General features: G+C 53.6%; 25 protein-coding genes and 2 tRNA genes. 10 read left to right on the top strand and 17 right to left on the bottom strand.

Going from position 1 to position 25,842, the window contains the following annotated elements; genetic code table 11:
• The first annotated feature begins 491 nt into the window (after positions 1-491).
• The 3 genes from QNM96_RS03650 (at position 492) to QNM96_RS03640 (ending at position 2,573) form a co-directional block, all read left to right on the top strand.
• On the top strand, positions 492-698 hold the full coding sequence (locus QNM96_RS03650) for a hypothetical protein (protein ID WP_283834650.1): 207 nt from the start codon (positions 492-494) through the stop codon (positions 696-698).
• 397 nt (positions 699-1,095) lie between these two features.
• On the top strand, positions 1,096-1,710 hold the full coding sequence (locus QNM96_RS03645; RefSeq protein WP_283834649.1) for a site-specific integrase: 615 nt from the start codon (positions 1,096-1,098) through the stop codon (positions 1,708-1,710).
• 311 nt (positions 1,711-2,021) lie between these two features.
• Positions 2,022-2,573, top strand: coding sequence for a hypothetical protein (locus tag QNM96_RS03640; RefSeq protein ID WP_283834648.1), 552 nt, complete (start codon positions 2,022-2,024; stop codon positions 2,571-2,573).
• A 414-nt stretch (positions 2,574-2,987) separates the two neighbouring features.
• Here QNM96_RS03640 and QNM96_RS22910 read toward each other — a convergent pair whose 3' ends face one another.
• The 12 genes from QNM96_RS22910 to QNM96_RS03585 all read right to left on the bottom strand — a co-directional run bounded on the left by QNM96_RS22910 (position 2,988) and on the right by QNM96_RS03585 (position 17,658).
• Positions 2,988-3,212: a hypothetical protein gene (locus QNM96_RS22910; protein ID WP_345782514.1), complete on the bottom strand. Its 225-nt coding sequence runs from the start codon at positions 3,210-3,212 to the stop codon at positions 2,988-2,990.
• Positions 3,213-3,246: 34 nt separating this feature from the next.
• Positions 3,247-3,627, bottom strand: coding sequence for a hypothetical protein (locus tag QNM96_RS03635; RefSeq protein WP_283834647.1), 381 nt, complete (start codon positions 3,625-3,627; stop codon positions 3,247-3,249).
• Entirely contained in the window at positions 3,624-5,585 is a 1,962-nt protein-coding gene (locus QNM96_RS03630) for an AAA family ATPase (RefSeq protein ID WP_283834646.1), read from the bottom strand. The genes QNM96_RS03635 and QNM96_RS03630 overlap by 4 nt, the downstream gene beginning before the upstream one ends.
• Positions 5,586-5,766: 181 nt before the next feature.
• Positions 5,767-7,848 carry a DEAD/DEAH box helicase family protein gene (locus QNM96_RS03625; RefSeq protein ID WP_283834645.1) on the bottom strand — a complete coding sequence of 694 codons (2,082 nt, stop codon included), beginning with the start codon at positions 7,846-7,848 and terminating at the stop codon, positions 5,767-5,769.
• Between the two features lie 24 nt (positions 7,849-7,872).
• Positions 7,873-10,014, bottom strand: a complete 2,142-nt coding sequence (locus QNM96_RS03620) for an N-6 DNA methylase (RefSeq protein WP_283834644.1) — start codon at positions 10,012-10,014, stop codon at positions 7,873-7,875.
• A gap of 814 nt (positions 10,015-10,828) precedes the next feature.
• Positions 10,829-11,650, bottom strand: coding sequence for a hypothetical protein (locus QNM96_RS03615; RefSeq protein ID WP_283834643.1), 822 nt, complete (start codon positions 11,648-11,650; stop codon positions 10,829-10,831).
• Between the two features lie 6 nt (positions 11,651-11,656).
• A complete protein-coding gene (locus QNM96_RS03610; RefSeq protein ID WP_283834642.1) occupies positions 11,657-12,745 on the bottom strand; it encodes a hypothetical protein in 1,089 nt (362 codons plus the stop codon).
• Complete coding sequence (locus QNM96_RS03605; protein WP_283834641.1) at positions 12,742-14,973, bottom strand: sensor histidine kinase; 2,232 nt, start codon at positions 14,971-14,973, stop codon at positions 12,742-12,744. Before QNM96_RS03605 ends, QNM96_RS03610 begins: the two co-directional genes overlap by 4 nt.
• A gap of 540 nt (positions 14,974-15,513) precedes the next feature.
• Positions 15,514-15,586, bottom strand: a tRNA-Pro gene (locus tag QNM96_RS03600).
• Positions 15,587-15,697: 111 nt separating this feature from the next.
• The gene (locus QNM96_RS03595) at positions 15,698-16,198 is read right to left on the bottom strand and encodes an AAA family ATPase (protein ID WP_283834640.1); all 501 of its coding nucleotides are present in this window, start codon (positions 16,196-16,198) and stop codon (positions 15,698-15,700) included.
• 97 nt (positions 16,199-16,295) lie between these two features.
• Positions 16,296-16,892: a tRNA (pseudouridine(54)-N(1))-methyltransferase TrmY gene (gene trmY / locus QNM96_RS03590; protein WP_283834980.1), complete on the bottom strand. Its 597-nt coding sequence runs from the start codon at positions 16,890-16,892 to the stop codon at positions 16,296-16,298.
• Positions 16,893-17,094: 202 nt separating this feature from the next.
• Positions 17,095-17,658 carry a metal-dependent hydrolase gene (locus QNM96_RS03585; RefSeq protein WP_283834979.1) on the bottom strand — a complete coding sequence of 188 codons (564 nt, stop codon included), beginning with the start codon at positions 17,656-17,658 and terminating at the stop codon, positions 17,095-17,097.
• A 108-nt stretch (positions 17,659-17,766) separates the two neighbouring features.
• Here QNM96_RS03585 and QNM96_RS03580 point away from each other — a divergent pair, with 108 nt between their 5' ends.
• The 3 genes from QNM96_RS03580 to QNM96_RS03570 all read left to right on the top strand — a co-directional run bounded on the left by QNM96_RS03580 (position 17,767) and on the right by QNM96_RS03570 (position 19,030).
• Positions 17,767-17,925 (top strand): HVO_A0556 family zinc finger protein, encoded by a 159-nt coding sequence (locus tag QNM96_RS03580; RefSeq protein WP_283834639.1) that lies wholly within the window; start codon positions 17,767-17,769, stop codon positions 17,923-17,925.
• Between the two features lie 35 nt (positions 17,926-17,960).
• Positions 17,961-18,224 (top strand): hypothetical protein, encoded by a 264-nt coding sequence (locus tag QNM96_RS03575; protein WP_283834638.1) that lies wholly within the window; start codon positions 17,961-17,963, stop codon positions 18,222-18,224.
• Between the two features lie 125 nt (positions 18,225-18,349).
• Positions 18,350-19,030, top strand: a complete 681-nt coding sequence (locus QNM96_RS03570) for a LysE family transporter (RefSeq protein ID WP_283834637.1) — start codon at positions 18,350-18,352, stop codon at positions 19,028-19,030.
• A gap of 111 nt (positions 19,031-19,141) precedes the next feature.
• Here QNM96_RS03570 and QNM96_RS03565 read toward each other — a convergent pair whose 3' ends face one another.
• The 5 genes from QNM96_RS03565 to QNM96_RS03545 are packed head-to-tail and all read right to left on the bottom strand — an operon-like array spanning position 19,142 to position 21,420.
• On the bottom strand, positions 19,142-19,918 hold the full coding sequence (locus tag QNM96_RS03565; RefSeq protein ID WP_283834636.1) for a proteasome assembly chaperone family protein: 777 nt from the start codon (positions 19,916-19,918) through the stop codon (positions 19,142-19,144).
• Positions 19,919-19,925: 7 nt separating this feature from the next.
• Positions 19,926-20,105, bottom strand: a complete 180-nt coding sequence (locus QNM96_RS03560; RefSeq protein ID WP_283834635.1) for an RNA-protein complex protein Nop10 — start codon at positions 20,103-20,105, stop codon at positions 19,926-19,928.
• A gap of 54 nt (positions 20,106-20,159) precedes the next feature.
• Positions 20,160-20,960, bottom strand: a complete 801-nt coding sequence (locus tag QNM96_RS03555; protein ID WP_283834634.1) for a translation initiation factor IF-2 subunit alpha — start codon at positions 20,958-20,960, stop codon at positions 20,160-20,162.
• On the bottom strand, positions 20,957-21,130 hold the full coding sequence (locus QNM96_RS03550) for a 30S ribosomal protein S27e (RefSeq protein ID WP_283834633.1): 174 nt from the start codon (positions 21,128-21,130) through the stop codon (positions 20,957-20,959). The genes QNM96_RS03555 and QNM96_RS03550 overlap by 4 nt, the downstream gene beginning before the upstream one ends.
• A gap of 5 nt (positions 21,131-21,135) precedes the next feature.
• Entirely contained in the window at positions 21,136-21,420 is a 285-nt protein-coding gene (locus QNM96_RS03545; RefSeq protein ID WP_283834632.1) for a 50S ribosomal protein L44e, read from the bottom strand.
• Between the two features lie 433 nt (positions 21,421-21,853).
• Between QNM96_RS03545 and QNM96_RS03540 the strand changes: the two genes are divergently transcribed.
• The 4 genes from QNM96_RS03540 (at position 21,854) to QNM96_RS03525 (ending at position 25,821) form a co-directional block, all read left to right on the top strand.
• Positions 21,854-22,120 (top strand): HAH_0734 family protein, encoded by a 267-nt coding sequence (locus tag QNM96_RS03540; RefSeq protein WP_283834631.1) that lies wholly within the window; start codon positions 21,854-21,856, stop codon positions 22,118-22,120.
• A 325-nt stretch (positions 22,121-22,445) separates the two neighbouring features.
• Positions 22,446-22,892, top strand: a complete 447-nt coding sequence (locus QNM96_RS03535; protein ID WP_283834630.1) for a GtrA family protein — start codon at positions 22,446-22,448, stop codon at positions 22,890-22,892.
• Between the two features lie 66 nt (positions 22,893-22,958).
• Positions 22,959-23,033, top strand: a tRNA-Met gene (locus QNM96_RS03530).
• 769 nt (positions 23,034-23,802) lie between these two features.
• The gene (locus QNM96_RS03525; RefSeq protein ID WP_283834629.1) at positions 23,803-25,821 is read left to right on the top strand and encodes an ABC transporter substrate-binding protein; all 2,019 of its coding nucleotides are present in this window, start codon (positions 23,803-23,805) and stop codon (positions 25,819-25,821) included.
• Positions 25,822-25,842: the final 21 nt, after the last annotated feature.

Raw genomic sequence — 25,842 nt, 5'->3', positions numbered from 1 at the left:
GTTCGTACCTCTCCTCTCTTTGCCTATCAGGACAGCCTACAGTATATTTTGCATACGTAGGAATATAAACGTTCTGGGGTAATATAAGAAAATAGATATAAGACGACCAAATCATACAAACAAGCACAACTACACCGACAAACGGAACAAACATGCCCCTGAAAACACCAGCGGCAGACGACCATCAAAACCATGATCCAAACTTCCGGAAAACTCGAAAAAGTATACCCGACCGACTAGTACTCCTGACACCCTCCACCCACCAACCCCGTTATATATATACTTCATCATCAGTTTCATAAATTGTCCCATTCACTTATAAAGTGCGTCCCATATCTGAATACTTCGAGATCCTTGACACCCCTACCCCCAAACTCACCACATTCTCTTCATCATCAATTTCAGATGTCGCCCCATCTGTTTATAAACTACGTCCCACCCTAGATCCAACCATCGCCCAATTTTTACCCTTCCCAAGACAATCCCACAGTATGACCGAAATGACCGACGAAGAAGTCGAAACGGAAGCCGAGAAAATCGTGAGAGAATCGCTGGAGATGGGAGATACCGGCCCCATCACCGCAGTTGACGGAACGTGCACAATCTGTGGAGACGACGCAGTGTGGCAAGATCCCGAAACCGACGAATACCTGTGCGGAAAACACGCCAAAGAACGATTCACCGATCGCCACAACTGATATTGACACACCCCTCGTTGTGAATGGCGGCATATCTCTCTGTCTTCCCGAGAATTCCTATTCGTGGCTTCCTTTAAGCACAACACGCGAGACAGTCCGGATAGTCCGGTCATGGTTATTGGGACGTCTTCGACCGGCGAACCCCACACTCGAGGTTTCACAATATAACGATACCCAACTGATGCACCCCAACATCACCTCTCGAACCCCACCTTTCGACCCTCGACATACCCGCTCTAACCCACCGTTTCGCACTTGTCCTATTACTACGAAACACATACGCGAATACCCCCGGAGATCAACCCAATATCCTAACCCACACCCCAACCTTTTTCGTTCTTTCTTAAGAAAAGGTGAAACAAGGCGCAAACACGCCCCAATCACGCTACTCACTCACATGCAAATCAAGACTCTCAAGAACCAGCTTCGACTCATCCCGAACGAACACGAGTATCGAGAACACCTCGTCGACGCCGCCGACAGCTTCCGAACTGAAATCATGCTTCGAGTTGCAGGAGAAGTCGGCCTCCGCGTCGGAGAGATCGCGAACGCACAACCTCGCCACATCCTCGCCGCCGACGATCCTTCCCTCGACGCCCACTTCTTGGCCGTTCCAGAAGGAAAAGACACCACTGGAGAACTCGAGAACGGAAAATACCGAGAAGCATACCTCCCCTCAGACGTCGAACGCCTTCTCACCAGGTTCATCCGCACGAACAGCATCGGACAGACCGAACCGATTGTTGGTGTCGGGAAGCGACGCATTCAGCAGATCTACGAAGATATTGGAGAAGTCGTCGCTGATAAAACTGGACGTCGAGAATGGGTGCGCCTCAGTCCCCACGATCTTCGAGCATACTACGCGCACACATGCTTGGTGCGAAAAGGGATGAATCCCGAAGTCGTAATGTCCGCTGGTGGCTGGGAAGACTACGAATCGATTAAGCCGTATCTCGGTGGCGCAGACCAAGAAACCACCACCGAAGCCTTCGAAGAAGCAGGACTCTCATAATGCCTCTCATCTCCTCTCTCATCGCCTTCTTTCATCAACGCACCCATCCAAGCGCTAGCCGGTCGAACGCGGCTGCACTGGCATACTGCGCCTACTGCGACAAACTCTAACCCTGTCCCTACCCCAACAACGTCACCGACACCCTTCTTCGCGGTGAAGGATCAATTCTCCTCGAGTGCGGACATACCCACACGCTCGAACTCGAGCAGTAGTTGGCTGTTTGGGTGGATAATCAGATTTAACCCCCTTATGACCAAACAACTCGCTAAACGCTCCCCCTAAGAGCGCCAACACCAGCGACCAGCATACCCATGTCCGCAGAAAACACCGATACGGAATCCAACATCGACGATGAAGACGAACTGCCTGGAAACAAAAAAGAACGACTCGTTGCACTCCATGTCCTCGACATAGACGACGAGATAACCAACAAAGAAGCAGCCACCATCACCGGTGCCAGCGAAGAGTACGCCCGGCAAGTGCTGAATTCTCTCGACGGAAAAGAAGGGTACGAGAAAGCCGACACAGAGGATATCGAACGCGTCTCTGACAACCAGGAGCTTCTCGACGCTATCAGCGAACGTACCATCGCCCTCGGTATCCTCGACGAAACAGACCCAGAAGACACCGAAGAACAAACGATTGAAGAACCCGATACAATGCCCACATCCACAACCGCAAAAGCCACTGCATCTACTGGGCCGGTTAGCGCTACCAGCGCACTCGACGAACTCGAGGAACTCGTGTCTGTAATGGATGTGCTCGAGCGCGAAGCAGACGCAGCTGGCGACTCAGGTCGTGCGTTCGTCGCCCAAGAAGCTCGATCCCGTGCTGAAGCCGCTCTTAACGCTCTCACAGAGTAGGGTTTTCTGATCCTCTCTCTTTTGCTAGCCGAATCTTATAATCGCGCATGGGCGACACAGCAACACCAGGGCCCACACCCACCTTCACTGATCAAACACGAACCTCAATCTCACCACGATCGATAGCCTGCTGCACAGACTCCGGCGGAGATTCACCCGACCAGACGTGGATCTCAACCTCCTGTGCGTTCGCACTATCGTCATAAAGTCGGTAATCAACCAGCCCCTTGATATCTTTCTCAGGCACGTTCTTCCAACCAATCCAACTGTCTTCAGTTCGATTCCAGATTGCCAAGTGCACACTGACAGCATACCCAACCAACACTAAATAAATTTCCACTTGGATATGTGATGGATAGAAGTCACAGGGCACAGTCACACATCACAGTCACAGGGCGCAGTCACACATCACAGTCACAACGGTCTCAGATCTCGCCATCGCACATCGACCGCCTCATCTCCCTTGGTTAACTCGATGCGATACAGTAGACTATCACGCGGATCACCAGTAACAAAACCAGCATCATCTTCTAATACCTCAACCACTGTCCCATGACGCCCATGGAGACGCTCAAAATCAGGGTCATCTTTGTCCGGGATGTCAACCCGCACTTCGTCACCAACATCAAGCCAATTCATATATCTAGATAAACTGAAAGAACCACCGAGAGAATTAGAGGTATCTCTCGTAATCGAAGTAATCGTTGTTATCGATGTCGTTGGCGATGATATCGACACCACCAGCATAATACTCCCGCAGGAGCGTCACGAGTTCCTCACCGGACTTCTCGGGGTGCCTAATTTCGATGAGCGTTTTCAATACACCCTGGGGATCGAGAGAACCGATACTTGTTCGGTCGGCACCATCCAAGCTGTGTTCACTTCTGTTGTTCTCCTCAAGACCCACAGCAACAGCTAAATCGACAACACGACTGACAGCAAGGTCGTTTTCGTCTTCGTTTCGGAATTCCTCATTGACGTGCTTCTTGATTTTGGTGAGCTTTTCGCTGTCAGCGTGGATGGTGGCGCCGCCTTCGATGGCATCGAAGCTCATTGATCGACCAACTCCATTGTCGAATCCATGTTCTTGTCCGGTTTAATTACGTAATGCACACCGGTATAACCCTTAATTGACTGCTCAAGCTGCTGGAGTTCAGCGTCGGTTACCAACAGCACAATCGGCTCTTCAAGCGTCGTGAAGAACTGCCCCTGCGCACGACTGTTGTCGAGGTCTAGCCGGCCAGCCACGGTGTCGAATACAATCGTCGTGGAGTACTTGGCGTACTCGTTAAGACCGAAGATGAACGACAGCGCCGTCAGCTGCGTTTCACCTGCCGACGGCGGATGGTCGTTCATCGCCTTCTTCGAACCATTATTTTTCACCAGCTCCAGAACGAATGAGTCATCGTCCTCGGCATCACCGGCGAAATCAATGCCCTTGTAGCGACCCTTAATAAACTCGGACTGGCTAACCTGCTTGAACACCTCGTCCATCTTCCGCTTGATAGCCTCCCGCTTTTGTTCGATGTGAGCCTCACGAATGCCATCTAAATGGTCGATGGCTTGTTCCGCGGCTTCGATTTTTTCGATAGTGTCGTCGATGGTCTTCTGGCCCGATTTCTTTTGTTTCTCCCTTTGAATGCGGTCACGCTCGCTCTGTAAATCTTTGATTTTCTCTGCCTTCTTATCGAGTTCGTCCTGAATCTCGTCGAGACGTGACTCTAACCGGTTGATATTCTCCTTGTAGCGCTGCTTTTGGCCTTCGGCATCGGTAGGGCGCCCGCCAAACTCCTCCATCAGTTCTTGGCGTTTACCCTCCTCCTTTCGGATCTCGTTCCGGAGGCGCTGAATTTCGCCCATCACTTCCCCCGGGATGCGATCCGGAGGAGATGCGCTGTTTAGGGTGTTGATCCGTTGACGTAGTGAATGAATTTGGTCAGTAAGCGAAGCTTCCGATTCAACGTCTTCTCCGCCGTTTGCGTGTACCTCGGGGACGACCTCTACGTGTTCCTCGCCACAAATGGGGCACCGACCGTCTAGAGCTTCTTGCTGAAGCTCTTCTACTATTTCTTGCTTATGCACCGACGACCGGAGTTCGGTCAGGTCATCGGCACGCTCCTGCAAGTCGTCGACGATGTCATCGATCGTGTCTTCCAAGATAGCATACGGGAGTTGAGTCCACGCATCACGGAGGTCATCAAGCTCGCTGGTTTTCGAGGCCTTCAGTTCCGCAATGTTGTCTTCCCGAGACTGGAGTTGCTCGGCGAGTTCGTCGTCGTACTTCTCTAATTCCTCGCGCGTGTCCTCGAGTGTTCGTTTCTTGTTTCCACGTTCGTCACGCAGCTCATCCCGTTCTTTTTCCAACTCTGCGATCTCGTCGCGAATTTGCTTGTATTCCTGGTTGAGTTCCTCCCGCTCGCTCTTCTCCTCGCGTGCTCGTTCCAGTTCTGGGTCGTACTTGTTGTCGATGACGTAGTCGAGGTCTTCCTTGGCGTGGATAATGGACTGGTGTTTGAGGATGGTCTCAATGTCTTCCTTGACCTTTCGACCAGTTTCGTCATCGATAAGTTTTCGAATACGCTCGCCGTCAAGGAAGAAGAACTCCTTCAGCTGCTCGGGAAGCAACTCGTTGATTTCGTCTTGTGCGCGTTCTCCCTCGTATCTGTTTTCGCCGTCTATGACTAGCTTGAGGTCTTCGTAGGCACGTTCGAGGTCAGGGTTGAACGAGGATATCTCACGTCGTAGGAGGTGGTCAATGTTGTCTTCGGTAAACTTGATTTCGACGAACATCTCCCTCTCGTCTTCCTCTCGGGCGGTTGCGTTCCAATTTTGGCGGAAATTGTCGTACTCGGAATCACCATATAGTCCCCATTGGATTGCTTTGTGGAAGCTTGTTTTCCCCGCCCCCTGCGGGCCTTCAATGATATGGATTTGACCGTCAGAGATGGTGAAATCGACTTTGACGTCTCGGTATGGGCGGAAGTTCCGCAGTTTAACTCGCTCAAATTTCATGTATGTTAGTCTCGGTCGTTCAGATATTCGTTAATGAAGTTGTCCATATGACGCTTTTTGTCCTGACGGGTGCCATGGTGTACACGTGGGTTCTCCCACTCGAGGATCTTCGTAACCAACTCGCGTTCGTGAGGATCGTCTATTTCATCCTGAACTATTTCTCGCAAGTCTCTGTCGAGAGTCATTCGTATACTGCAACCTGATTCCGGAGTCTTATAATATCTAGGTCATTTTGTTCCCGATTCCACGCGGCCTCGTTCATTCGCTCAACACGCAGTAGCTCCTTCTTAATCAGGTTGACTTCAGCAGTGGATAAATCGGCGTATTGGAATGCGATTTCCTCTTGGGCCACAGGTAATGTAATAAAGTCGTGTATTTGGGCGCGAGTTTCCTCCTCTGCTTTGCGTAACACTCGCCCCCGGCGCTGAACAGCCTCGCGCTCCGACATGGAGTTTGCTACCAATACCGCTGAGTCACATTCCGGGACGTCGATACCCTCGTTTAGTACGTCGATGGAGACTAGAGTGTCAAGGAACCCATCTTCAAAGTCGGACATGAAGCCGTCTCGCTCATCTGAAGAGAGCGACCCAAAGAACAACCCGATGTTACGTGCCGAGGATTCGTCGATAACTGATTTCACCCGGCGAGCATGGTCTCTCGTATTACAGAACACCAATGTCTTCTCCCCTAACCCTCCGATTACATCAGCTGTCACCACGTCTTTCGCCTGGCACTCTTTCAATACGCGCGCTCGCTCCATGATCGCACCGCGCAGCGGTGGGTTTCGATCGGCAACCTCAGTAATGGGATCGTTCTCAGAACTTCGATAGCGCTGGTACTTCTGGGCGATATCCTTCGAAAGTTCGTTGTACTCCTCACGTTCGACCGAGTTTAGCGTGACAGTGTGGACATGATATTCGTACTCGCTGAGTACGCCGTAGTGTTCAATGGCGTCCTCGAGCGTGATAGTATCGACGACATCGCCGAAATATCGTTCGATGAATTCGTCTCCGTCATCACCACGTTCTGGTGTCGCACTCAGTCCAATTCGGCCACCGGTCGGTTGGAATTGGTCAAGTGCTTCTCTCCGGCGCTCAGACCCAACATTGTGTACTTCGTCGGCGATGAGAATCTGGTCTGAAGAGCGAGTTCGAGTGTTGACCATCTCAAATATTTTTGACATTGTGCCCGGGAACATTGTCGAGACAACAACCAACGGTGCATCCCGGTCGGTAAGCAGCATGTCGTAGAGATCCTTCGACCAGTCCTCATCTCCGGTACACTCAATCACAACCGAGTTCGGGAAGAACTGCCCTACGTTGTCGGATGAAGCCCATTGTTTGACTAAATCCGTTGTCGGTGCGAGTATCACGATGACAGAGTCATCAGTGGCGACCTCGGAAGCAGAAAACAGGGATGTCCAGGTCTTCCCGGTGCCGGTTGCATGTTCCAATAGGATTCGGTAGTCGTTTTCGAGGAACAGGTCGATTGCATCTTGTTGGTACGGACGTGGTGATGGGCCATCCTCCTGTTCCTGTGCTACGTTCGTAACTTCGTCCCAGTCCGGTTCGTACCTGGGTTTATACTCCAGAATGTCAGACTCGACAGCCTCAGGGAAGTTGAATACTCGAGCACCGTCGGCGCGATCGTCCCAGAGGGACTCGAACTCGTTCTGGTGGCTTTCGACCTTGGTAGCTTCGTCCCAGTCCTCAGTTGGATGTGTGACCCAGCTTCTGTTCAAGTCGAGAGACTCGCGGTTTCGCTGGAGAGCTTTGAACGATTCGTTTGGTGAGCCAACAACTGAGATGCTCGCATTGACGTCAGAGAAAATCGCGACTTTTTGGTGCCACTGGCCATAGTCGCTGCTTCGAGGGCGTTGCTTCTCATCGACAATCGCCCCAACCTTGATATCCAGGATATCGTTGGCAATCAACCACGCTAACGCTTCCAATACCTCTTCAGAGCTGCCGTCTTCGACTTCCTCCCAGTCAATCTTGTCAACCAACACATCGTCCGTCTTGCCGCGTTCAATCGCTTCGATATCGGACGGGAATAGTTCTATACCCGTAATTAGTCGAATCTTCCCTCCGTTGTCGATGAACTGCTTCAGCCCTTCTGAGAAAATCGATATTACCGATGAGGAGAAGTCGCCTGTTATGCGATCGTAGGTTGTGCTTCGTCGGAGGGCAGGGATGAAGAACTCCCGGAGGTGGTCGGCACTGCCGGGATAGTAGCCATCCCATTCATAGTCACGAAGAGACATTTGTGTGGACAGTCGATACGTTGCTTATTGAATCCTTTCCACAGACGGCTGTAGACGCGAGGCTTCTTCTTGGTGACTGTTCAATATCTTACTCAGATACCCGTCTATTACGGTTCTCACCTCGTCTTCGTCTTCGTCGTCGGCTCGAGCGGCTATACACAGCCGATCGAACAACTCAGCTAATCGAGACACCTGTCCGCTGGTTAGCTTGTCCGGGTCAATGACTGGAACTTCCTTCAGTTCATTCGGTTCGATTTTCTGCAAGCCCTGAGCGTACGTACGGCCACTTTGCGCCACGATTTGGTCAACGACATTGCTGTTTAGATACGCACAAATGGCACGCACTTGCCGGTCGGAGTAATCGTCAAAATAGACACTATGGAGGTTATTCAGGTTCCGCGCGTCGATTTTGTTGTGGATGAATCGGAACCCATTCTGGGTCATGTATGTTGCCCAAACATCTGCGGGTTTACGCCGATCTACTCGGTACCAGACTGCTCTCGATTGGGCAAGATAGCTTTCGTTTGCGCCCTGTTCGAGACCGTGTTTCAGATACTCACGCACGCCTTTGCTTCCCAGCGAACTCGTTTCACCATCAACGTGGTACAGCAGCCATCTTTCTTTGTTCACCTCACCCCACTCTTCGAAATCATCGTCTATGCAATCGTAGTGTTCCACACTGGTGGAATTGCGAATTAGCGGTGAGAGATATTGATCCTCGATGTCCCATTCTTCGACCTGTTCATCGGTCAGGCAGAAGTAGTCGTTATCGCCGGTAGCGATCCCGCGTTTCAGTCTGCCGACATCACGGAGTGGTTTGAGATCGGGGAAGCGTGTGACTGGATCTGGGTCAAAGTACTTCGTCCATTTCTCCTCTGGCTCAAGTTGACCCTGTTCGGTAACCCAGACGCTGCCAAAGTCACAGTCCGTGGTACCTGTGCTAATCACATCCAGAAGGTCATCTGCGTCCGGCCACTCGTTGAGCTCAACGAAGCGAGTATGAGTCTCAGAACTAGGATTGTTGTCACGTTCGAGCAGGACAATACACGAGGTGGTCTTGACATCCTCGAATGTAAGTGAGTCGTGGTCGTGGAGGATGACAGCGTTTATGTTGAAATTGTTCAGAAGATATTCTTTGAGGGGGGTGCCGTAGTTTGTTTCGAGGAATTCTGACGGCGTGAGGAATGCCATCCGTCCTCCCTGCTTCAGGAATTGCGTCGCGTGAATGTAGAAGTAGAGAAACATAGGTGACCGTCCAGATAGCGAGAGGCCCCCTGCTTCCTCTTGTACTTTCTTTTTGATCCATGCCTTGTCCTCCTGGCTCAGTTCGTGATGTCGGGAGTAGGGCGGGTTAGAGACAATCGCGTCTACTTTCTCGGAGATAGATGTAGTCGATGGGTCGATATGCTCTTTTGATTCCGGTAGATCAATTTCGAGAAAGTCGCGATGGTAGAAATTCGGGGTTCCATCCCCATTGATGAGCTTAATCGCGGTAGTGGACATCACCACTGCAAGTGGGTTGACATCCACACCGTGCATTTCTCGAACGCTGCTTTTACCCCGGTGATCTTGTTTCCGTTTGTAAGCTTTTGCTGTCAGTGCTCCTGCACCCATGCCAGGGTCTAATACTGTGTCGTCGGCGCTGGTGATTGCCCAGTCGGCTAGCACTTCGGCAACGTGGTCTGGCGTACGGAACTGGCCGAGTTTCCGCCGGGAGTCCTGTAGTATGATGGACTCGAACAACCACCCTATTGTCTCGGCAGGATCGTCTGCGTTGACGAGAAGGTGTCTTGGTTCAATTATTTTTTGCAGCGTGTTTGAATCAGCGGTGAACGCCACTTCGTCGAGGATGCACTCCTCGAACGCGTTACTGCCGATGGTGGATTTCGCCTCAGCAAAGCACTCACGAATGTCCGTGTCTGCATTGAGACTGGTTAGCTCGTATCCATCGAGCCGATGGTGTGAGTAGAGGGCGCTTTTTAAGAGAACGTTGAATGCGGCTTGGTGTGCGACGGTCAGGAGGGGATTTTTCGTGCGATCGAGGCCGTGATATGATGTCCAGTCGTCAAGACGGGCCAGAATCTCACTGTCAACTGCGTCGAATTGTTCATAGATTGCGTTACCTCCCTGCGAAATAGCATCTTTTAGTGGCGGTTCCTCAGACATTTGGTTATATATGTGAATTTGAAGTACACGGGCCTTTTATAGTTATTCACCAGCGACGGGTACCGATTAGTAATTGTCGACGTGACTAAGACGTTGATGATTGGAGCGCACTATGACAGAGTGTGACAAAGTGGGCCAGCACACTCACACATCTGGCCCTGGTGATGAATGGGTTTACGAAATCCACCGGAAATAGTTCTTCCAAGAAAGACACGAATGAGCCGTAACAGATAGACCAGTAGCGTACAATCACACCTCTCGTTGTGAGTAAACCACATTCTGACTACAAACAATCATCACACCGGTCTCAAGTCCTGCCACTGCACATTGACCGTCTTGTCCCCCTCGGCTAGCGCGATGCGATACAGAGTACTATTACGCGGATTTCCAGTCGAAGCACCCGTATTGTCCACCAACGTGTCTAGAACAGTACCTCGCTGCCTATGCAGGCGTTCAAAATCCGGATCAGTCTCATCAGAAATATCGATCTGAACCCAATCACCAACATCAAATTCTCCAGTCATCACACTAGGGACGTCTGAATAGTTTCTGCGAGCTCCTCCGGCACCGGCAAGTCTTCGATCACTTCCGATTGAATCCGAATGTGATCAGTATAGGCCTTCTACGCATGCGCTTCGATCCATTCCTTCGCTTTCTCGGAATTCAAGTAGGTGAGCAGCTTATCCAACTCGATGTGGTTCTCAGGAACGATATAGTCTACAGAATGCCGGGGAATCACACTCCCCTCCGGTTCACCCCAGAACTCCGGTTCCTCCGCCACGTGCAACTGTCGATACCTCAACCAGCACTTCCATTAAGTGCTGTTTGAGAAGCTATCCATAGTCCGTGAGGTTACCGTTTCTCCAGAAAGATCACTATCCTCACTTGCATGGACATACCACCATTCTGGTAACATGCACTGATTGTTTTGAGGATCAGGTTCATAACATTCATTCGGATACTTTGGTAGTTTCTCCAATTCACCAGTCAATTTACCAGGCCATTCGACCTCTTCTGGAAGCTCTTTCGTTAACATATATGTGAGGCCAGCGACATCCACTGGCGCACTCGGTACCCTAGGCGCATCTAGAACCTCGAGATCAACTACCTCCTCATTCTGAATGGCATATTGTTGCTCCAGAACCTCTAAATCGATTGATTCTGGGTCGTACTGCACATGGAATATCGGATGGCCATCGTCGGGTGGAAATTCAAAATCGAAATGATATCCGTTCTTTATTTCGGCAGGGAATATTCCTGTACTCGGGTTCCGCCCCCCTAACACCTTCAAATAGACAACCCTCATTGTGGATTTGGAAGTCTCGTAAACGATCCCTTCATCAGTTTCTCGCCCAATGATAGTTTGTTCAAATACGGCACCAATATGCAATTTTTGACCATCTACGCCATCATCAGAAGGATATGGAATACCTGTAAATTGGAACATCGCCCCTGGTGGACTCTCTACTTCTAACCCTTCCTCACTCCTGTTAATATCTGTTAAGAAATCAGAATCATTACTCACAGAGACGTTCAAAACGTTCTTCAGTTGGTTACAAAAGCTATTGAATTTAGAGAATACCTTTCCTTGGTGTTCTCCACCTAACTGCTTGAATTCAAATTCTCCGTCAGTCATTGTAACCTACTGCATCCACGGGTTATACTCCGCATGCTTCGCCACACTTATCCGCGATCGAGTAGCCCCCATTGGCAACCATCCCCCACCATCTTTTGAATGATCCTTACATACTGGTTTCTGAATCATCACTCCGTAATACCTTGCTTCATGATCACCACCCATTTCCTCATCGTGACATCTAGAGGTGTTAATTGGGTCACAGCCAAGGTGCTCAAATAATTCCGGCCCATCTGGAATTCCACTATCTTCAGCAGTCATGTGGTTTGCCCGAATTTGATCTACCTGTGGCTTCCACCACCATTGATCCATCTCTGAAAATGGGCCCTCATACAATGCGTCGCTAAATGGCTCCTGATACTGCTCGTCTTTCTTAAATGCTTCATGATCCACGTTGAGATAAGCAGCTGTGGCGACCGCATTCAATAAGCCACCGGGGAACTCCAGGAGCTCATTATAAATCCAATATCCGAGCAACGTGGTGAATTGACGGTCTTTCTCAGCTTCGGACATCCCGTCAATCTGTCCAACTATTGTTCTCGGATTCCCCCACTTGTATTGATCCATCTGCGACCTAACTGCTTGATCCGCACACAAGATCTCAGCAATTGGATGTTGCTCTTCAGCACCTTTTAGTGAGAGGTACTTCGTCCGAATTTCTCGAAATGCTCGCGCAATATTAGCTGCATCTGTCGCTAACCGCTCGAAATCACGACTCGGGTCAAGCTTGATAACGTCCTCTTCATACTCTTCGATGCGTCGTTTCGTCTCATCCTCTTCATCACGCTCTCGGTGATAGATACACAACGGGATGTTCTCCTCGTCACATACTTCACGGACATCTTGCTGCCGAACACCATGGTCTGTATCCTCGGTTAAATCTTCATCCAGGATTACTAAGAGTGGAAATTCTGGATCAGCTAATGTTTCTCTCAATGGTTCGATCACGTCAAAGGACTCAAACTCTGAATCTGGCTCAAACTTTTCCAGATTCAGATCTTCGTTAGTCATCTCCTCCTCCCAAGCGTCCTGGAATTCCCGGGCACGGCTTGGTCTGTCTTCAAATAAAATAACGCTCTCCGTCTCAAATGTCATATTGGATATCGTACTTCGAACGCCGTCTCATATGGTTCTGGTGGTTCCACCAACTCAATTTCTCCACCTTGTGTTTCCACTACGTTCTTTACAATATACAATCCAAGGCCAGCGCCAATACTTCCAGGGCCTTCTACATTAGTTGTCGAGTACAGTGGGTCAAAGATTTCATCTTCCTCCTCTTCATCAATTCCACTTCCATTGTCGATGACCCGCAATTTATGGTATTCACCGGTATTCTCCGCCTCGAATCGGATCTTATTCCCCTCCTCCGGAGCAGCCTCCTCAGAAACCGCCTTAATTGCATTCGTGAACAGGTTTGTCACTACCCCAGAATACACAGCGATGTTCATTGTAGGCCCATCTAATTCAAAATCAATTTTGTTTTCAACTGTAATAGAGCGCCGTATAGTGTAGGACTCGAACCGGTTCACAACATGTTTGACCTGCATTTTCGGATTGATCTCCTGAGTCTCATCACCCTCAGACAAGCCCTTCATAAAGTTCTCAGCATACCCCAAGTGTTTTTTATAATCATTAATTGTAGACTCTGTCTTCTCAAGCACCTCCTGTGTCTTCTCGTCCCGCTCTTCCACTGGTATCGACTTCCAGTGTCGAACTAGCTTTTGAGCGTTGTCTAAGATCTTCGATGACTCATGGCTCATGAAGGCGGACACAGCACCCAACAAATTCATCGACTCAACAGCTTTTCGTGCCTCTCGCTCAGCTTCCACCGACTCCTCAGCTTGCCTCTTCAGCTCCCTCACCTCTCCAACCAACTCATCTTTCTCTGAAGAATCAACGCCTGATGAAGTCTCAATTTTATTTACCGTCGACGTAGCTACCTTATCAAGCTTTGATCGGCTCCGATTTGCCTTTTCGATTTTTTCCCTTCGTTCAGCCTGCTTGTGAATAATCGCAATGCCTTCGAGCGCACCACGCACAATATCTTGGAGTTGATAGAAGGCTTCGTTCTGAATGAATCCTTGACGATCCATTGCCGGAACTAATCGATCGGTTTCATCCTCTTCAGACTCTTCGCCAGGTCGATAGCTTGAAACCTCTACAGCGCCCAAAACCTGGCTTTTCCGCGGTAGCCCCAGTTGTGCACGACGCATGTCGATGCTCAATTCATCTCCCGGAAACAGTGCCTCGGTGATAGGGGAGCGCCAATCACGTACACGCCGAGCGTGTGACTCAGAGAGATTCAACCAGTCATTCCCTTTGTCACCATACGGAGGCATGCGGAATCCTTTGTCCATCACTCGCACACCTCCATTCTCATTAAGCCATGTTCGAACCTGACGGCCATCTATTGTTTCCATCCCTCTGAATTGGCCTGAAGATTTATCGAAAAACCGCACTTCTCCTTCTAACTCACCAATATGATTCTTTTCCAGCTCATAGGTATATTCAGATGGCCCGCCGAATGACTCGGAATCATGGTTATATTGATAGGTGACAGTTCTCCCATCGAGGTTAATTTCGGCGAGAGCAGTCCATCGATCGTAAATTTCTTTTGCTGGGCTCTCAGTGACATCTTCCTCACCAGGAGGTGAGAAATACACTGAAAAACCTGGATCTTCTTCAGATTCTGGAGCCACATTTGATGGTTCTGGCTCATACGGGGCAGACACTATATCTAAGACGCCATCAGAAACCTGTTCAAGTTCTGATTGAGACCAGTCGTCTCGCAGTGCAGAAATTTGAAGACAGGTTCCTTCATCTGATTCATCAACATCATCAAACAGTCGGTACTCAATCTCCATTTCGCTGAGCCCAGAACCGCTTTCGAATTCACGCCAATCGAAGTTCGCTACTAATCGACGATGTTCGTCAGCTTCAGGGTCGTATGCGACCGATTCTAACTTCAGTTCCAACCCTAAGTTACGAACTGCGAATCGACCAACGCCTTTAGAGCCCGTGACCTCACGATTGTACCTCCGACTCGTGGGGTTTTCACTTCTGTTAGATGTAGCGATCGTCATCCAGTGGTCACGGAATTCTTGTTCAGTCATTCCATGACCATCATCCTTCACAACAAGGGTTTCACCACTATCAGTTAGCCAAATATTGCACTTTGTTGCATCTGCATCATACGCATTCTTAATGAGTTCGGCAAGCGCCACTTTACGCGAGGCTATCAACCGTTCTCCGAGTTCAGACAGTAACTGGCTATCACTCGAAAATCGAACAACCTCACGGTCAATTGGCTCGAGTTGGGACACTGCTAATACTTCCTATTTTGAGAGGAACGTTATAAAGGTTCTCGGCTAGGTCGCCCAGTAACGTACTTAGGTACATCCTCGTTGCGGGCCAACTGACAATAGTTAGTGGTGGCTGTGTTTCGCCGCCTGAAAAGACAGGGTTGAGGTTGTGATAAGCAGGGCTGCAAATACGACTGGCGGTGCGGTGAGTGCATCGATGTGTCCGAGGTAACTGATTATGAGCATGGTCACTGTGAGTAGGAGGCCTGCAAACTGGCGTAGACCAATAACTTGGCGCAGATTGGTAGTAGACATTAGCGGTTCTTCGTGTGAGGGATAGTGATCTCTATTGTGTGTCAGTGCGCGCGGATAGGAGGGCTGGTCAGAGGTTTTTTTTCGGTTCGCGCGGGACGACTATTCGGCTCCAGGAGGAATCGCATGACAATGGGAACCCGTGGTTGCGATGCAGTTCAGTTCAACCCCCGCGGGAGCGCAAACGCTCCGCCGAAACCGTCGCCGCATAGCGATTACACTCGGCGGCAAACCACGGGTGGAGTAAGATGGGCCGGCGCAGATTCGAACTGCGGTTACGGCCACCCGAAGGCCGAAGGATACCAAGCTACCCCACCGGCCCGCATTCGATTCGAGTACGCCGAGAGGGTTAACGGTTACTGGATCGGATCACGTCTCGAGAGGCCGCGGAAGTCGATAACAGTGCGATCAGTTTCCCCATCCCGTCAGCGCTTCACCACAGCTCGGCGATTTGTTGTCTCGTTTCCGCAACTGAGCCGGAGTTATCGACCGTCTGGTGAGCGATCGTCGGCGGCTCGAACTCCGATTGGAGCAGTTTGTGGACTGAAAAGTCGGCATCGCTCTCGTCGTTTTCACGCTCGTTGATCCGCTCGCGAACGACCTTTTCGCTACACGTAACGCGGACGAGATCGAACGTCGCATCCGTTTTGCGGGCCACGCGACGCGCCCGGTCGCGGAGCGATTCCCGGCGGAAGGTTCCATCGAGGACCGCAATACCGTCTTGCTCGAGTGCCGATCGCGTCCGGTCGAACAGTTCGTCGTACGTAGCCTGAACCTCCTCGTCGGTGTACTCCGGCTCTGGAAACAGGTCTTTTCGGACGACGTCGGTTCGCATCAGGGTGCCTCCGGTGCGTTCGGTGAGATCTCGTGCGACTGTCGTTTTTCCCGTCCCGGGCAGTCCACAGACGACGACGAGACGTTTCTGTTCGGACATTCGGCGTTCGACCGGAGAATGTCGCGGCGGGGTTTAGTCGCTTGTGCTTCGCCTCGAAACTGGCTGGTCGCACAGAACCGCTCGTAGCCGTCGGTGCTCAGAACCGCTCGTAGCCGTCGGTGTCGAGAACGTGATGAGCGATGGTAATCGCCTGGTCCGCGTGGAGGCGCTTCGGGCCGAGCCGAAGCCGCCGATCGGCGTGCTCCTCGAGGAGTTCCTGTTCGTCCGCCGTGAAATCGCGGTGATCCGAGAGGACGAAGACGGAATCTGTCGGCACCGACGCGTCGACGACCGCCTCGCCGCCCTCGTGAAGCTGGACGACCGTACCGTCCTCCGCGACCGCCTCGAGCGTGGCTTCGAATCCGCGTCGGTAGAGTTCGACGCCGGGGCTCGGCTCTGCCGGAAGCGCGCCGATGGCCTCCTCGCGGTGCTCGAGGGCCGTCCGAACGAGCGCGGCGGTCGAACGCTCGTCGGGGTGGAGATTCCGCAGTTCGCTCCCGTTGAAGGTGATCGCGAGTTCGTCCTGAATCACGAGGTGGACGCGAACGTCCTCTCGAATGCCGTGGGAGGTCACGAACGATGCGGTGATCGAGCGACAGAGCGCGTCGAGTCTCCCCGCTCCGCCCGCGAGGTCGTCGAGGGAGAAGTTCGGTTCCGTCGGGACGTCGTGCCCGATGAGTACAAACTGGCGCATATCCGGAACGTGGGTCACCGCGGGGATAGCACCAGCGGTTCGACAGCGGCGAAACCGTCTCGCGGTACTCTGGGCACCCTCCTCGAGTTCCTCGAGAACGTCTTTTTTCCGCCAAGCCGGGATGGACTCGAGTGGCGAGGCGATCTGCAGAGATATAGCGGGAGTACCTCGAGGACAAGCCTCGGGGCACTTCACATAGCGACTACGACTCCGCTTTAGTCCCCCGGCCTCGAGCGAGGAGCGATCGGACGTACCCCAGCCCGGGCATGCCGTCGCGGTACCAGACGATCGCGGCGGCGGCGAACAGGCCAAACTGGACGATTTCGTACGGGCCGAGCGCGTAGTAGGTAAGGATGGCGTCGAGGATACCGCCGACGGGTTCCTCCGGCGGCTGTTCGACCACGGGCCAGAGGAGGTACTCGGTCCCCGAGAAGTCGCCCCCGAGCACCGATGGCGGGATATCGGTGATGACGTGCGAAACGTGACCGATGACGAACGCCGTCCCGACCTCGAGACGGTCGAACCGAATCGCGAGCGCGTAGACGACGGAGACGAGCGCGATCGCGAAGAAGATCGAGTGACCGAGCGTTCGCCCCCCGGGAAGCACGTCGAACGTCCACGCCAGGGGTTTGTCGACGAGGTCCGGAAACTGCGAGCCGATCGCGAGCGCGATCGCCGGCAACGCACTCGGCGGGCGGTCGAATCGGCGATGCGTGTAGATACTGTACAGCAAGTACGCGACGCCGAGGTGTCCCCAGGGCCACATTATCTCTCTGGACGTTCTCGGGACATCGAAATAGCCGTGTCGACTCGCGGCTCCGACCTGCAGGTGCATGGCCAACCCCTTCGGTATCGACCGGCGGAGAGTAGTGATATGGCAACGACCCAATGCGATGGCAGTCGGTTAGTCGCCCTTCTCGAGGGGCGGGCGTGTCCGTCCTGTTCGGACGGGCGACTCGAGAAAGGACGCTACAAGGGAAACGAAGCGGTCATCTGCGATAGCTGCGAGACGCCACGCGCACAGTTGTGGTGAGCCCAATCGAATGCACCGTCTAATCGAATCCACGTATGACTGAACTACAGATCCCGCCGGAAGCCGACGAACGAGAAGCGATGGAACTGGTCGACGAACTGGTCGATATCGGCGACATCGTCGACGTCGAGAGCTACGCGATGACGGGTGAGGAACGCATCGAAGTGACCGGTGAGATTACGGGGAGCCGTGATCCCGACTCCGAGCCGGCATACCTCGAGCTCGACGGACAGCCCGTTGGCGAGGGGAGCGTTCCCTACGAAAAGATCGAGCGCGTCATTCGGAGAGAAGAGCGATAATGCACCAGGCACGAAGTTCCCTTCGAGTCGAATTCGACGCCGGAACGAGACGATGAGTGTGTGCCGCTGCTCTTCTTGAACGCTGTCGATAGCCTTTCAAAGACGCTCTCCCTCAAGTTGAATACGTGTTTACGATCGTTACGACGGTCCTCGTGGGCGCCGTCTTCGGCATCGCGTTGGCCGCCCCGCCGGGACCGATGAATGCCATTATTGCCGAGGAAAGCGTTCTCCGTGGATGGAGAGCCGGATTCAGCGCCGGACTCGGTGCCATGTTCGCGGATTTCGTCTTTTTCGTCGGTGCACTCGCGGGCGTCGTGGCGATCATTGATCAGTATCCGGTAATCAGGCCCGCTCTCTATCTTGTCGGCGGCGTTCTCATGCTGTATTTTGCCATGGGTGCGTTTCAGGAAGCGCGCTCCTCGAGTGGCTTTGTCGATGCGACCGACGGGGATTCGAACGGCTTCCGGAAGACGTTCGCCCTCTCACTGACGAACCCCTACCAGATCGGGTTTTGGCTCACCGTCGGCGTCGGTCTCCTCCAGTCCGGCACTCTCGACATTTTTGCTCACGTTCCGGGCGCTAGCGAAGCGCTTTCGGGGGCGCTGGTCGTCCAGACCGGTTCGGCCGCGCTGTTGCTCGGCTTCTTCATCGGGATCGCGGCCTGGATCGTGAGCTATCCGGCGGCGCTGGTTTCAGTGGGTCGGCGTATCGACGCCTTCGCTCCGGCTATTTCGGTACTAAGCGGCGTCGTTCTCCTCGGCTTCGGTGTCGTTTTCCTCGTAATGGGGGTCGGTGGTGTCGCTTGATGGTGTTTCCCCAATAACGTCACTTGAGGATTCTTCCGAATGCGTCGCTCGGCGAACGAGTAACGGGGCTGAGTCTTTTCACTGTCCGGAAAAATCGTTACGGCGTTTCTGTTATCCGATATACCGCAGGTCGTCGTCGGTCGGCATCTCCATCGACTGCTGTTGTTGCTGTTGTTCCATCTCCTGAATCTTGCCGATGACGTCTTCCATCTCGTCGGCACGCTCGTCGAGGGATTCGTACTCGAGTTCCATCCCGACGACCTCCTCGAGCACTTCCAACACTGCCCGAGCGCTCTTGGGATCGACGAGGTAGCCGCTGGTTTCGCCCATCAAACACGCCGCGTCGAAGCCGCGTCGCGCACCGAGTCCGAGCAAGAGGCCGCTCACGCCGACGATGCCGCCGGCCGGTTCGTCCTCGCGGAACTCGACGCCGACCTCCTCGAGGGGTTCGACGCGGGATTCGTCGGTAACTGCGCCGATGACCGCGTACTCTTCGATGAGCTCGCCCGTCGGAACCCCGCCCAGCGAGTAAATTTCCGACGTATCGAACTCGTCTGCGATGTCGAGAAACGCGGTGGTGAGCGCGTAGTGGCCGGCGTTGGTCTGTGCCTGGTGATCGCCGGTGAGCACGAGCATGTCGCGCCCGTCGGGGTTCGATACCGCGTGAAGCGTCGCACAGGTCAGTTCGGCGACGCCGTCCTCGATCGTCACCTGCGGTGGGAACTCGCGCGAATAGACGCGTCGAATCACGGTACTCTCTTCGTCGAGTTCCTCGAGAATGTGTTCTGCGGCGAGCGTTCCGACGTGTCCGACGCCGGGAAGCCCTTCGACGAGCACTGGGTCGTCGACCTCGACCTCGGCAACTGCGTCGATCTCGAGTTCGTCCATACCCGTATCAGCGATTGCGACGCTTAAGTGCGCGTCGGTACTCGCCGTGTTTGTCGGTCGGATCGAACGGTGCCGGCGCGCTGTTGACGGCGTCGGCCCCACACTCCGGGCACGTCTCAGAAAGCGTGTACACCGGACGTTCGTGGGCCTGTTCCCACGCCGAACACACCCGTATGTTAGATTTCATTCATTGTCTCCTTCGCACGCAACAGTGGGCGTGCGACGACTCCTTTTCACGTTCTTACTCGTCGTCGGTCTTGCGCTCTCGGTGGTACTCGCCGTCGCCGCCCTGTTCTTGGATCGCCGCAACCGCGCGGCTCGCGCTCTCTTCGAGCTGGGATTCGGCGGTCTTGTAGTTCGGCGCACGGACCTTGATGCGGTACTCCGGTGCACCGACGTAGACGACTTCGAGTTCGACTTCGTCGGGCACTTCGCCGTTTCCTTCGGCGGCCTCGAGCGCCTCACGGATGCCGTCGACACCCGACGGAGAGGCGTTCTCGAGGTCGACATAGCCGGTGACATTGACGTAGGGCACCGAGACGTTTTCCCGAGCGGTTTCGACGAGTGCGTCGATCTCGTCGTCGGAGAGGTCGGTGTCCTCGAGCGCTTCCGCGCCGTGGATCGCCGCCTGCTTGAATCCGTCATAAAGGCTTCCGTGGACGCCGATCAGTTCGTTTGCGATCGCCGTGTAAGCCTCGTCGTCGCTGTCCTCCTCGAGCGCCAGATCCATCCAGTTGTCCGCCTTCTGCTCGTTTTTCCAGTCCTGGATCTTGTCCGAGCGCTGGTGGTCGTTGACGTCTTTTAGGGAGAGATCGATCTGTTCGTGGGATTCGTCGACGTCGAGGACTTTACAGACGACGATCTGGCCTTCGCGGACGTGGTCGCGGACGTTCTTGATCCAGCCGCTTGCGACCTCGGAGATGTGAATCAGGCCGCGCTTGTCCTGATACTCCTCGAGATCGACGAAGACGCCGAAGTCCTCAATCTCGTCGATCTTGCCGACGACGAGTTCGCCGGGGTCGGGCCAGCCACTGTACTTCATCGTGACTCGACTGTCTCTACGATCTCGTGGTCGATTTCGGCTTTGCCGCCGGTCGGTCGGGCGAGCGTCGTTCCGCAGACGGCACACGCGACCTCCGTGGAGGCTTTTCCGAAGACGATCTGTTCGTTCTCGCAGTCACCGCAGTGGACGTTGTAGTAAGATCCTGCCATTGTAATCACTCCTGGAATTCGATTCGGCCAGCGCGCCATCCTTCTCGAAGGTGTGCGTTGCCACACTCGCTACAGCGGTATTTGAGGTCGGTCTTGTTCGTCGGTTTGTTCCCACTGGGAACTTTCGAGAACTTCCCGGAGTTACCGATCGAAGACGTCTGGCGTTTTCGCTGTCGGTCGGCAACCTTTTTCATCCCAGTCTGGCGACCGGTTCGAACCTTCTCGACTTCGTGCTGGTGATGTTCGTTACAGTGCGGACAGTACGTATTGAATCGGCGTGGCATCTGCATGGTTAGTTCACTTGAAGCAGGCTATGATTGCGCCGCTTAAAACCCGTTTGGTTCGTCGTCGCGGGAACCCCCCGACTGAACCCACACGGCGGTCGCGTCGGCAAGGGAACACGGTTTGGCGGCGACCATCATACTGCCGGCTGTAACTATGTGAAGATTTTCACACCCCGAGGCGACGAAAATTGTGAACGACTTACAGCCGACAGTATCAGTTTGGCTCGAGGAGGAACGTTGGACTCGAGCCAGCTATTCATTCCGTGCTCGCCTCGCGGGCGGGCGCAAAGACCAATTATGTTGGGGAGATGATTTCCGTTGAGGCTGGTGAATGATCTCTATTGAGGACGGTAGTCGATCCTGCAGTGGTACGTCCCGTTGCTAGTTCCCAACTGCGGGCTTCGAAGCGTTTAATCCGTTACCGTTCGAATCGCCGACTATGAAGCGGCTTATCATCCACGGCGACCCCGGTATTCGGAAGGGGGCTGTTATCGACTACGACGGGGAGGAGCTGGTCTGCTTCGGTATCAGTCGCAACGGCGAGTGGCACGGTCCCGAGGAGGTACAGCTCTGGTGTACCGTCGGTGCCGAATCCGAGTTCGACGAGTTCGAACGTCGAGAGTTTCTTCCGCACTTCCTCGACGTCGACCGCGTCGACGCCGAAGCCGTCGATGTGATTCGACCGAAGGGCGACCTCGCGGTGTAACCGTCGATAGACAGTTGGCAAGCGTAGTTTCGAACGGCCGATACGGCCGACTCGAGTCCAGTTCAACGGGAAGCCGCTGTCAGAACCCTTTTCCTTACCGATTGGAAGTAATAGATACATATGGGTCGGTCTGCTGGTGTCGTTGTCCCCGCTATTCGGCCGGATATCGGTCTCAGTGAACGTTCTCCTCGAGAACTCGAGAAGCGACTCGATCCGAGAAGGGTGCCGGTACACGCGACGAATGTGCCGGTCCAACAGACGGCAACCATAGCACAGTTGTCCACTCAGGATCCACTAACGGAATCGTGCGGTCTCTGATGAGCTGATGAGTAAGTCATTCACGGAGATTCTCCGAATTCGACTGTCCGCGCTTCGGTCTCGAGCTCGATTTACGCAGTTTGCCGGTGTCGGGCTCGTGGGTGCAACGGTCGACAATGTCGTTCTGTTCGCACTCGTCTCGCTCACGGCGCTCGGTCCCGTCGGCGGGAAAGTCATCGCCTGGATTTTCGCGATCAGCGTTATCTTCGCGATCAACGAACGTTGGACGTTCTCCTCGCACGGAAAGATGGGGCCACGAGCTCTGGTTCGTCGCCTTCTTAAGTCCTATCTCGTCCGATTTGCCGGGTTTCTCGTGACACTTTCGGTGTTGACCATCCTGGTGTATTGGTTCACTGTTTGGTTCATGATCGCCAACGTGGTCGGAATCGGCGTCGGCTTTTTCGTCAACTACACCTGTGAGAGCCTTTACACGTGGAAGGTACACCGAGACTAACGGTAGAAACCCGCATACGGTAGCCGAATCACAACCCTTAACTAGGCAAACCCGATATGATATGATAGCGGGATGGGATAGCCAGGAGATTCCGGCGGGCTCATAACCCGCAGACCGGTAGTTCAAATCTACCTCCCGCTACTTTTCAGGGATTAATACCGAACGCCGAGCGTAGCGAGGCGTGAGGCGGAATCCCTGAAAATGGTTTAGAGTAGATTTGAATGAGACGAGGCGCGCGCAACGAAGTGAGCACGTCTCGGCGTAGTTCAAATCTACCTCCCGCTATGTTTTAGTGCGAACCAACTCGAGAGTGCGTCTCGACATAGTTCAAAACATCTCTCGCTACTTTTGAGACGAGCACTATCCGGGCGTAGCACGGTGGGAGCCGGAATACCGAAGACGGACAGGCCGGGTCAAAAGGTGATACGAAGCCGAGACGGGATTTGAGTTATCAACAACCGCGAGGAAAGGTCGAACCCACCGACGGATTCTGCGCTACCGCACGCGCGGCATCTGACCGAGAACCGAATGCCGAATTTTCGGACCGAGACAATTATGAAAAGCTGGTGAACTGTTCTGTTCCCGTATTCTCGAATGTGCAAATTTCTGTTCGAACGTGCACACCAATACACAAAAAACTCCATGCGAATTTTCGCAATCTTCTCCTACCGACTATGGACGTGTGCCTGCTAATACCGCTAATAACTTTCTAATTTGCCAATAATATTCTCGACATAATGAATGGCAATACTAACTTATTTATGGTTTCCCCGTTGTACGTGTGATGTAGTATAACATGATCAATAATCTCCCAATACGAACGTTGTGGGTGTACTGTGTAAATTGGGTGCTCGTTTGATGAACGTTCCAGGGAGAGACAGAGATACAAACAAAAATGGAGAATACAACTATGTCCCGACAATTGAGTTCACGTGAATCGATTATTAATCGCCGTCGCGTCCTTCAGGGGATTGCAGCAGCCGGTGTCGCCGGCGTCGCCGGCTGTCTCGGGGGGAACGGTGACGAAGAAGTAGATATCGACGCCGCACTCGAGCGCAACGAGGTAGACGTCGACGAAATCGTCGAGGGGGGTCGCCTCGAGTTTGCCATTCCGAGAAGCAGCATTTCCGACTACGACCAGGCTCAGAGTACGCAGGCCGAAGACTCGGTGGTTTTCGAGGCCGTGTACGACGGATTGTTGACGACGAACTCCGACGCCGAATCCTACCTCTGGATGGCAGAGGAGTACGAGGCCGACGAGGCTAACGACGTCAGTGCGACCGATTACGAGGAGTATATGATCGAGGTGGAACCCGCCGAAGTCGAGGACGGGATCCCGATTTTCGATCTGGACGACGACACTAATCTCGTCTTGATACAGCATCCGGACGATCTCCCCGCAGAAGACGGGGAATCGATTCGAGTTATCACTCGAGACGAAGCCGCTGACGCCGTCGCCGACGGTGTTTTCGGCGTCCGGGTCGAGGGACGACTGCACGAAGGGATCGAGTTCCACAACGGCGAGGAACTCACCGCGGAGAACGTCGTTCGCTCTTACGACAGATACGTCGGCTCCGACAATCAAGGGCAGATGTTCGATAGCTTCCTTCACGCCGAAGCGACCGACGGCGACGACGGATACGAGTTCGAACTCTACGCTCAGGATCCAGACGCTGCGGCTTTCATCGAGTTGCCGCCCATGATTTACCCCTCGGAACACTTCGACGTCCCGGCCGGGGAGTTGGACCCGCGCGACGACGAGGATATGGTACCGATTGGGACGGGGCCCTACGAGGTCGCGGAGTTCGACGAGAGCCAACAGCTCCTCCTCGAGCGCACCGATAACTACTGGGTCGAAGAAGTCGGCCTCGAGAACATCCCGTGGTACGACGGACCGGCGGACTTCCCGGAGGGTCCCGTTATCGACGAGATTAACATTCGATTCGTCGACGACAGTACCGGGCGGAGCAACGCCTTGGAAGACGGCGATGTCGATATCGCCTACGAGTTACCGTCCGAGGCCCGCAACAACTTCCACACGTCCGATGATTACGTGGTCTCTGCGACGGAAGCGCTCGGCTTTAAATTCATGCAGTTCCCGATGGACGACACCGACACTGGCGGTGCCTTCGCCGAACGGGAAGTCCGACAGGCGGTCAGCGCGCTTATCCCTCGCCAGCAGATTGTCGATCTCGTCGAGCAGGGGTGGGGTGATCCCGCCCAGGTTCCGTTCCCGTCGCCCGCCGCCGATCTTGGAACGGCCCAAGAATACGACGAAATCGTCGAGGAGGACTGGGCGTACAACGTCGAGCCCGATGTTGAGGAGGCAGAAGCCTTGCTCGAGGAGGCGAGCATCGAGACGCCGGTCGAGGTCGTCATCGAGACGAACTCCGACGACGACGAACGGGTCGATAAGATGGAACTCGTCGTCGACGAGTTAAACGACAGCGGCTTGTTCGAGGCCGAACTGGAAACCCCTGCGGAACTGGGTGACTGGACCTCGGAACTCTACACGGATGAAGCTCGAACTGATAACGCAGAACGTAACGCTCCGGCCGTTATCGGTCTCGCCGGAACTCCTGACACCCACGGGTTCATCGAAGCGATCACCGACCCGGATAATTATAACGGCTGTTGTAACTTCTTCCTGGCGGAGGGGGTGCTTCCGGACGAGTTTGTCGATCAATTGCGGGGCTGTCGGTTCGGTGTCGACGTCGCCGAAGATCAGGACGCTCGACGGGCGGCGTACGACGAGTTCTGGCCAGAATACGCGGATATGTGTGCAAACACGATCGTCGACTACTCGTTGAACACTGGGACGACGAACACGGATGTCGTCGGGTTCAACGTCCATCCACAGACGCAGATCATACTGAGTTACGCGCTGTACAACCCCGCGGACGAGCAGATCATCTACCTGGATCGGTAGCGCAACCCGCTCAAAATTCAT

It is taken from the genome of Halostagnicola sp. A-GB9-2, from assembly GCF_030068615.1.
Classification (GTDB): domain Archaea; phylum Halobacteriota; class Halobacteria; order Halobacteriales; family Natrialbaceae; genus Halostagnicola.
The sequence above is the reverse complement of the archived record's forward strand: the minus strand, read 5'-3'. Positions and strand labels throughout refer to the sequence as shown.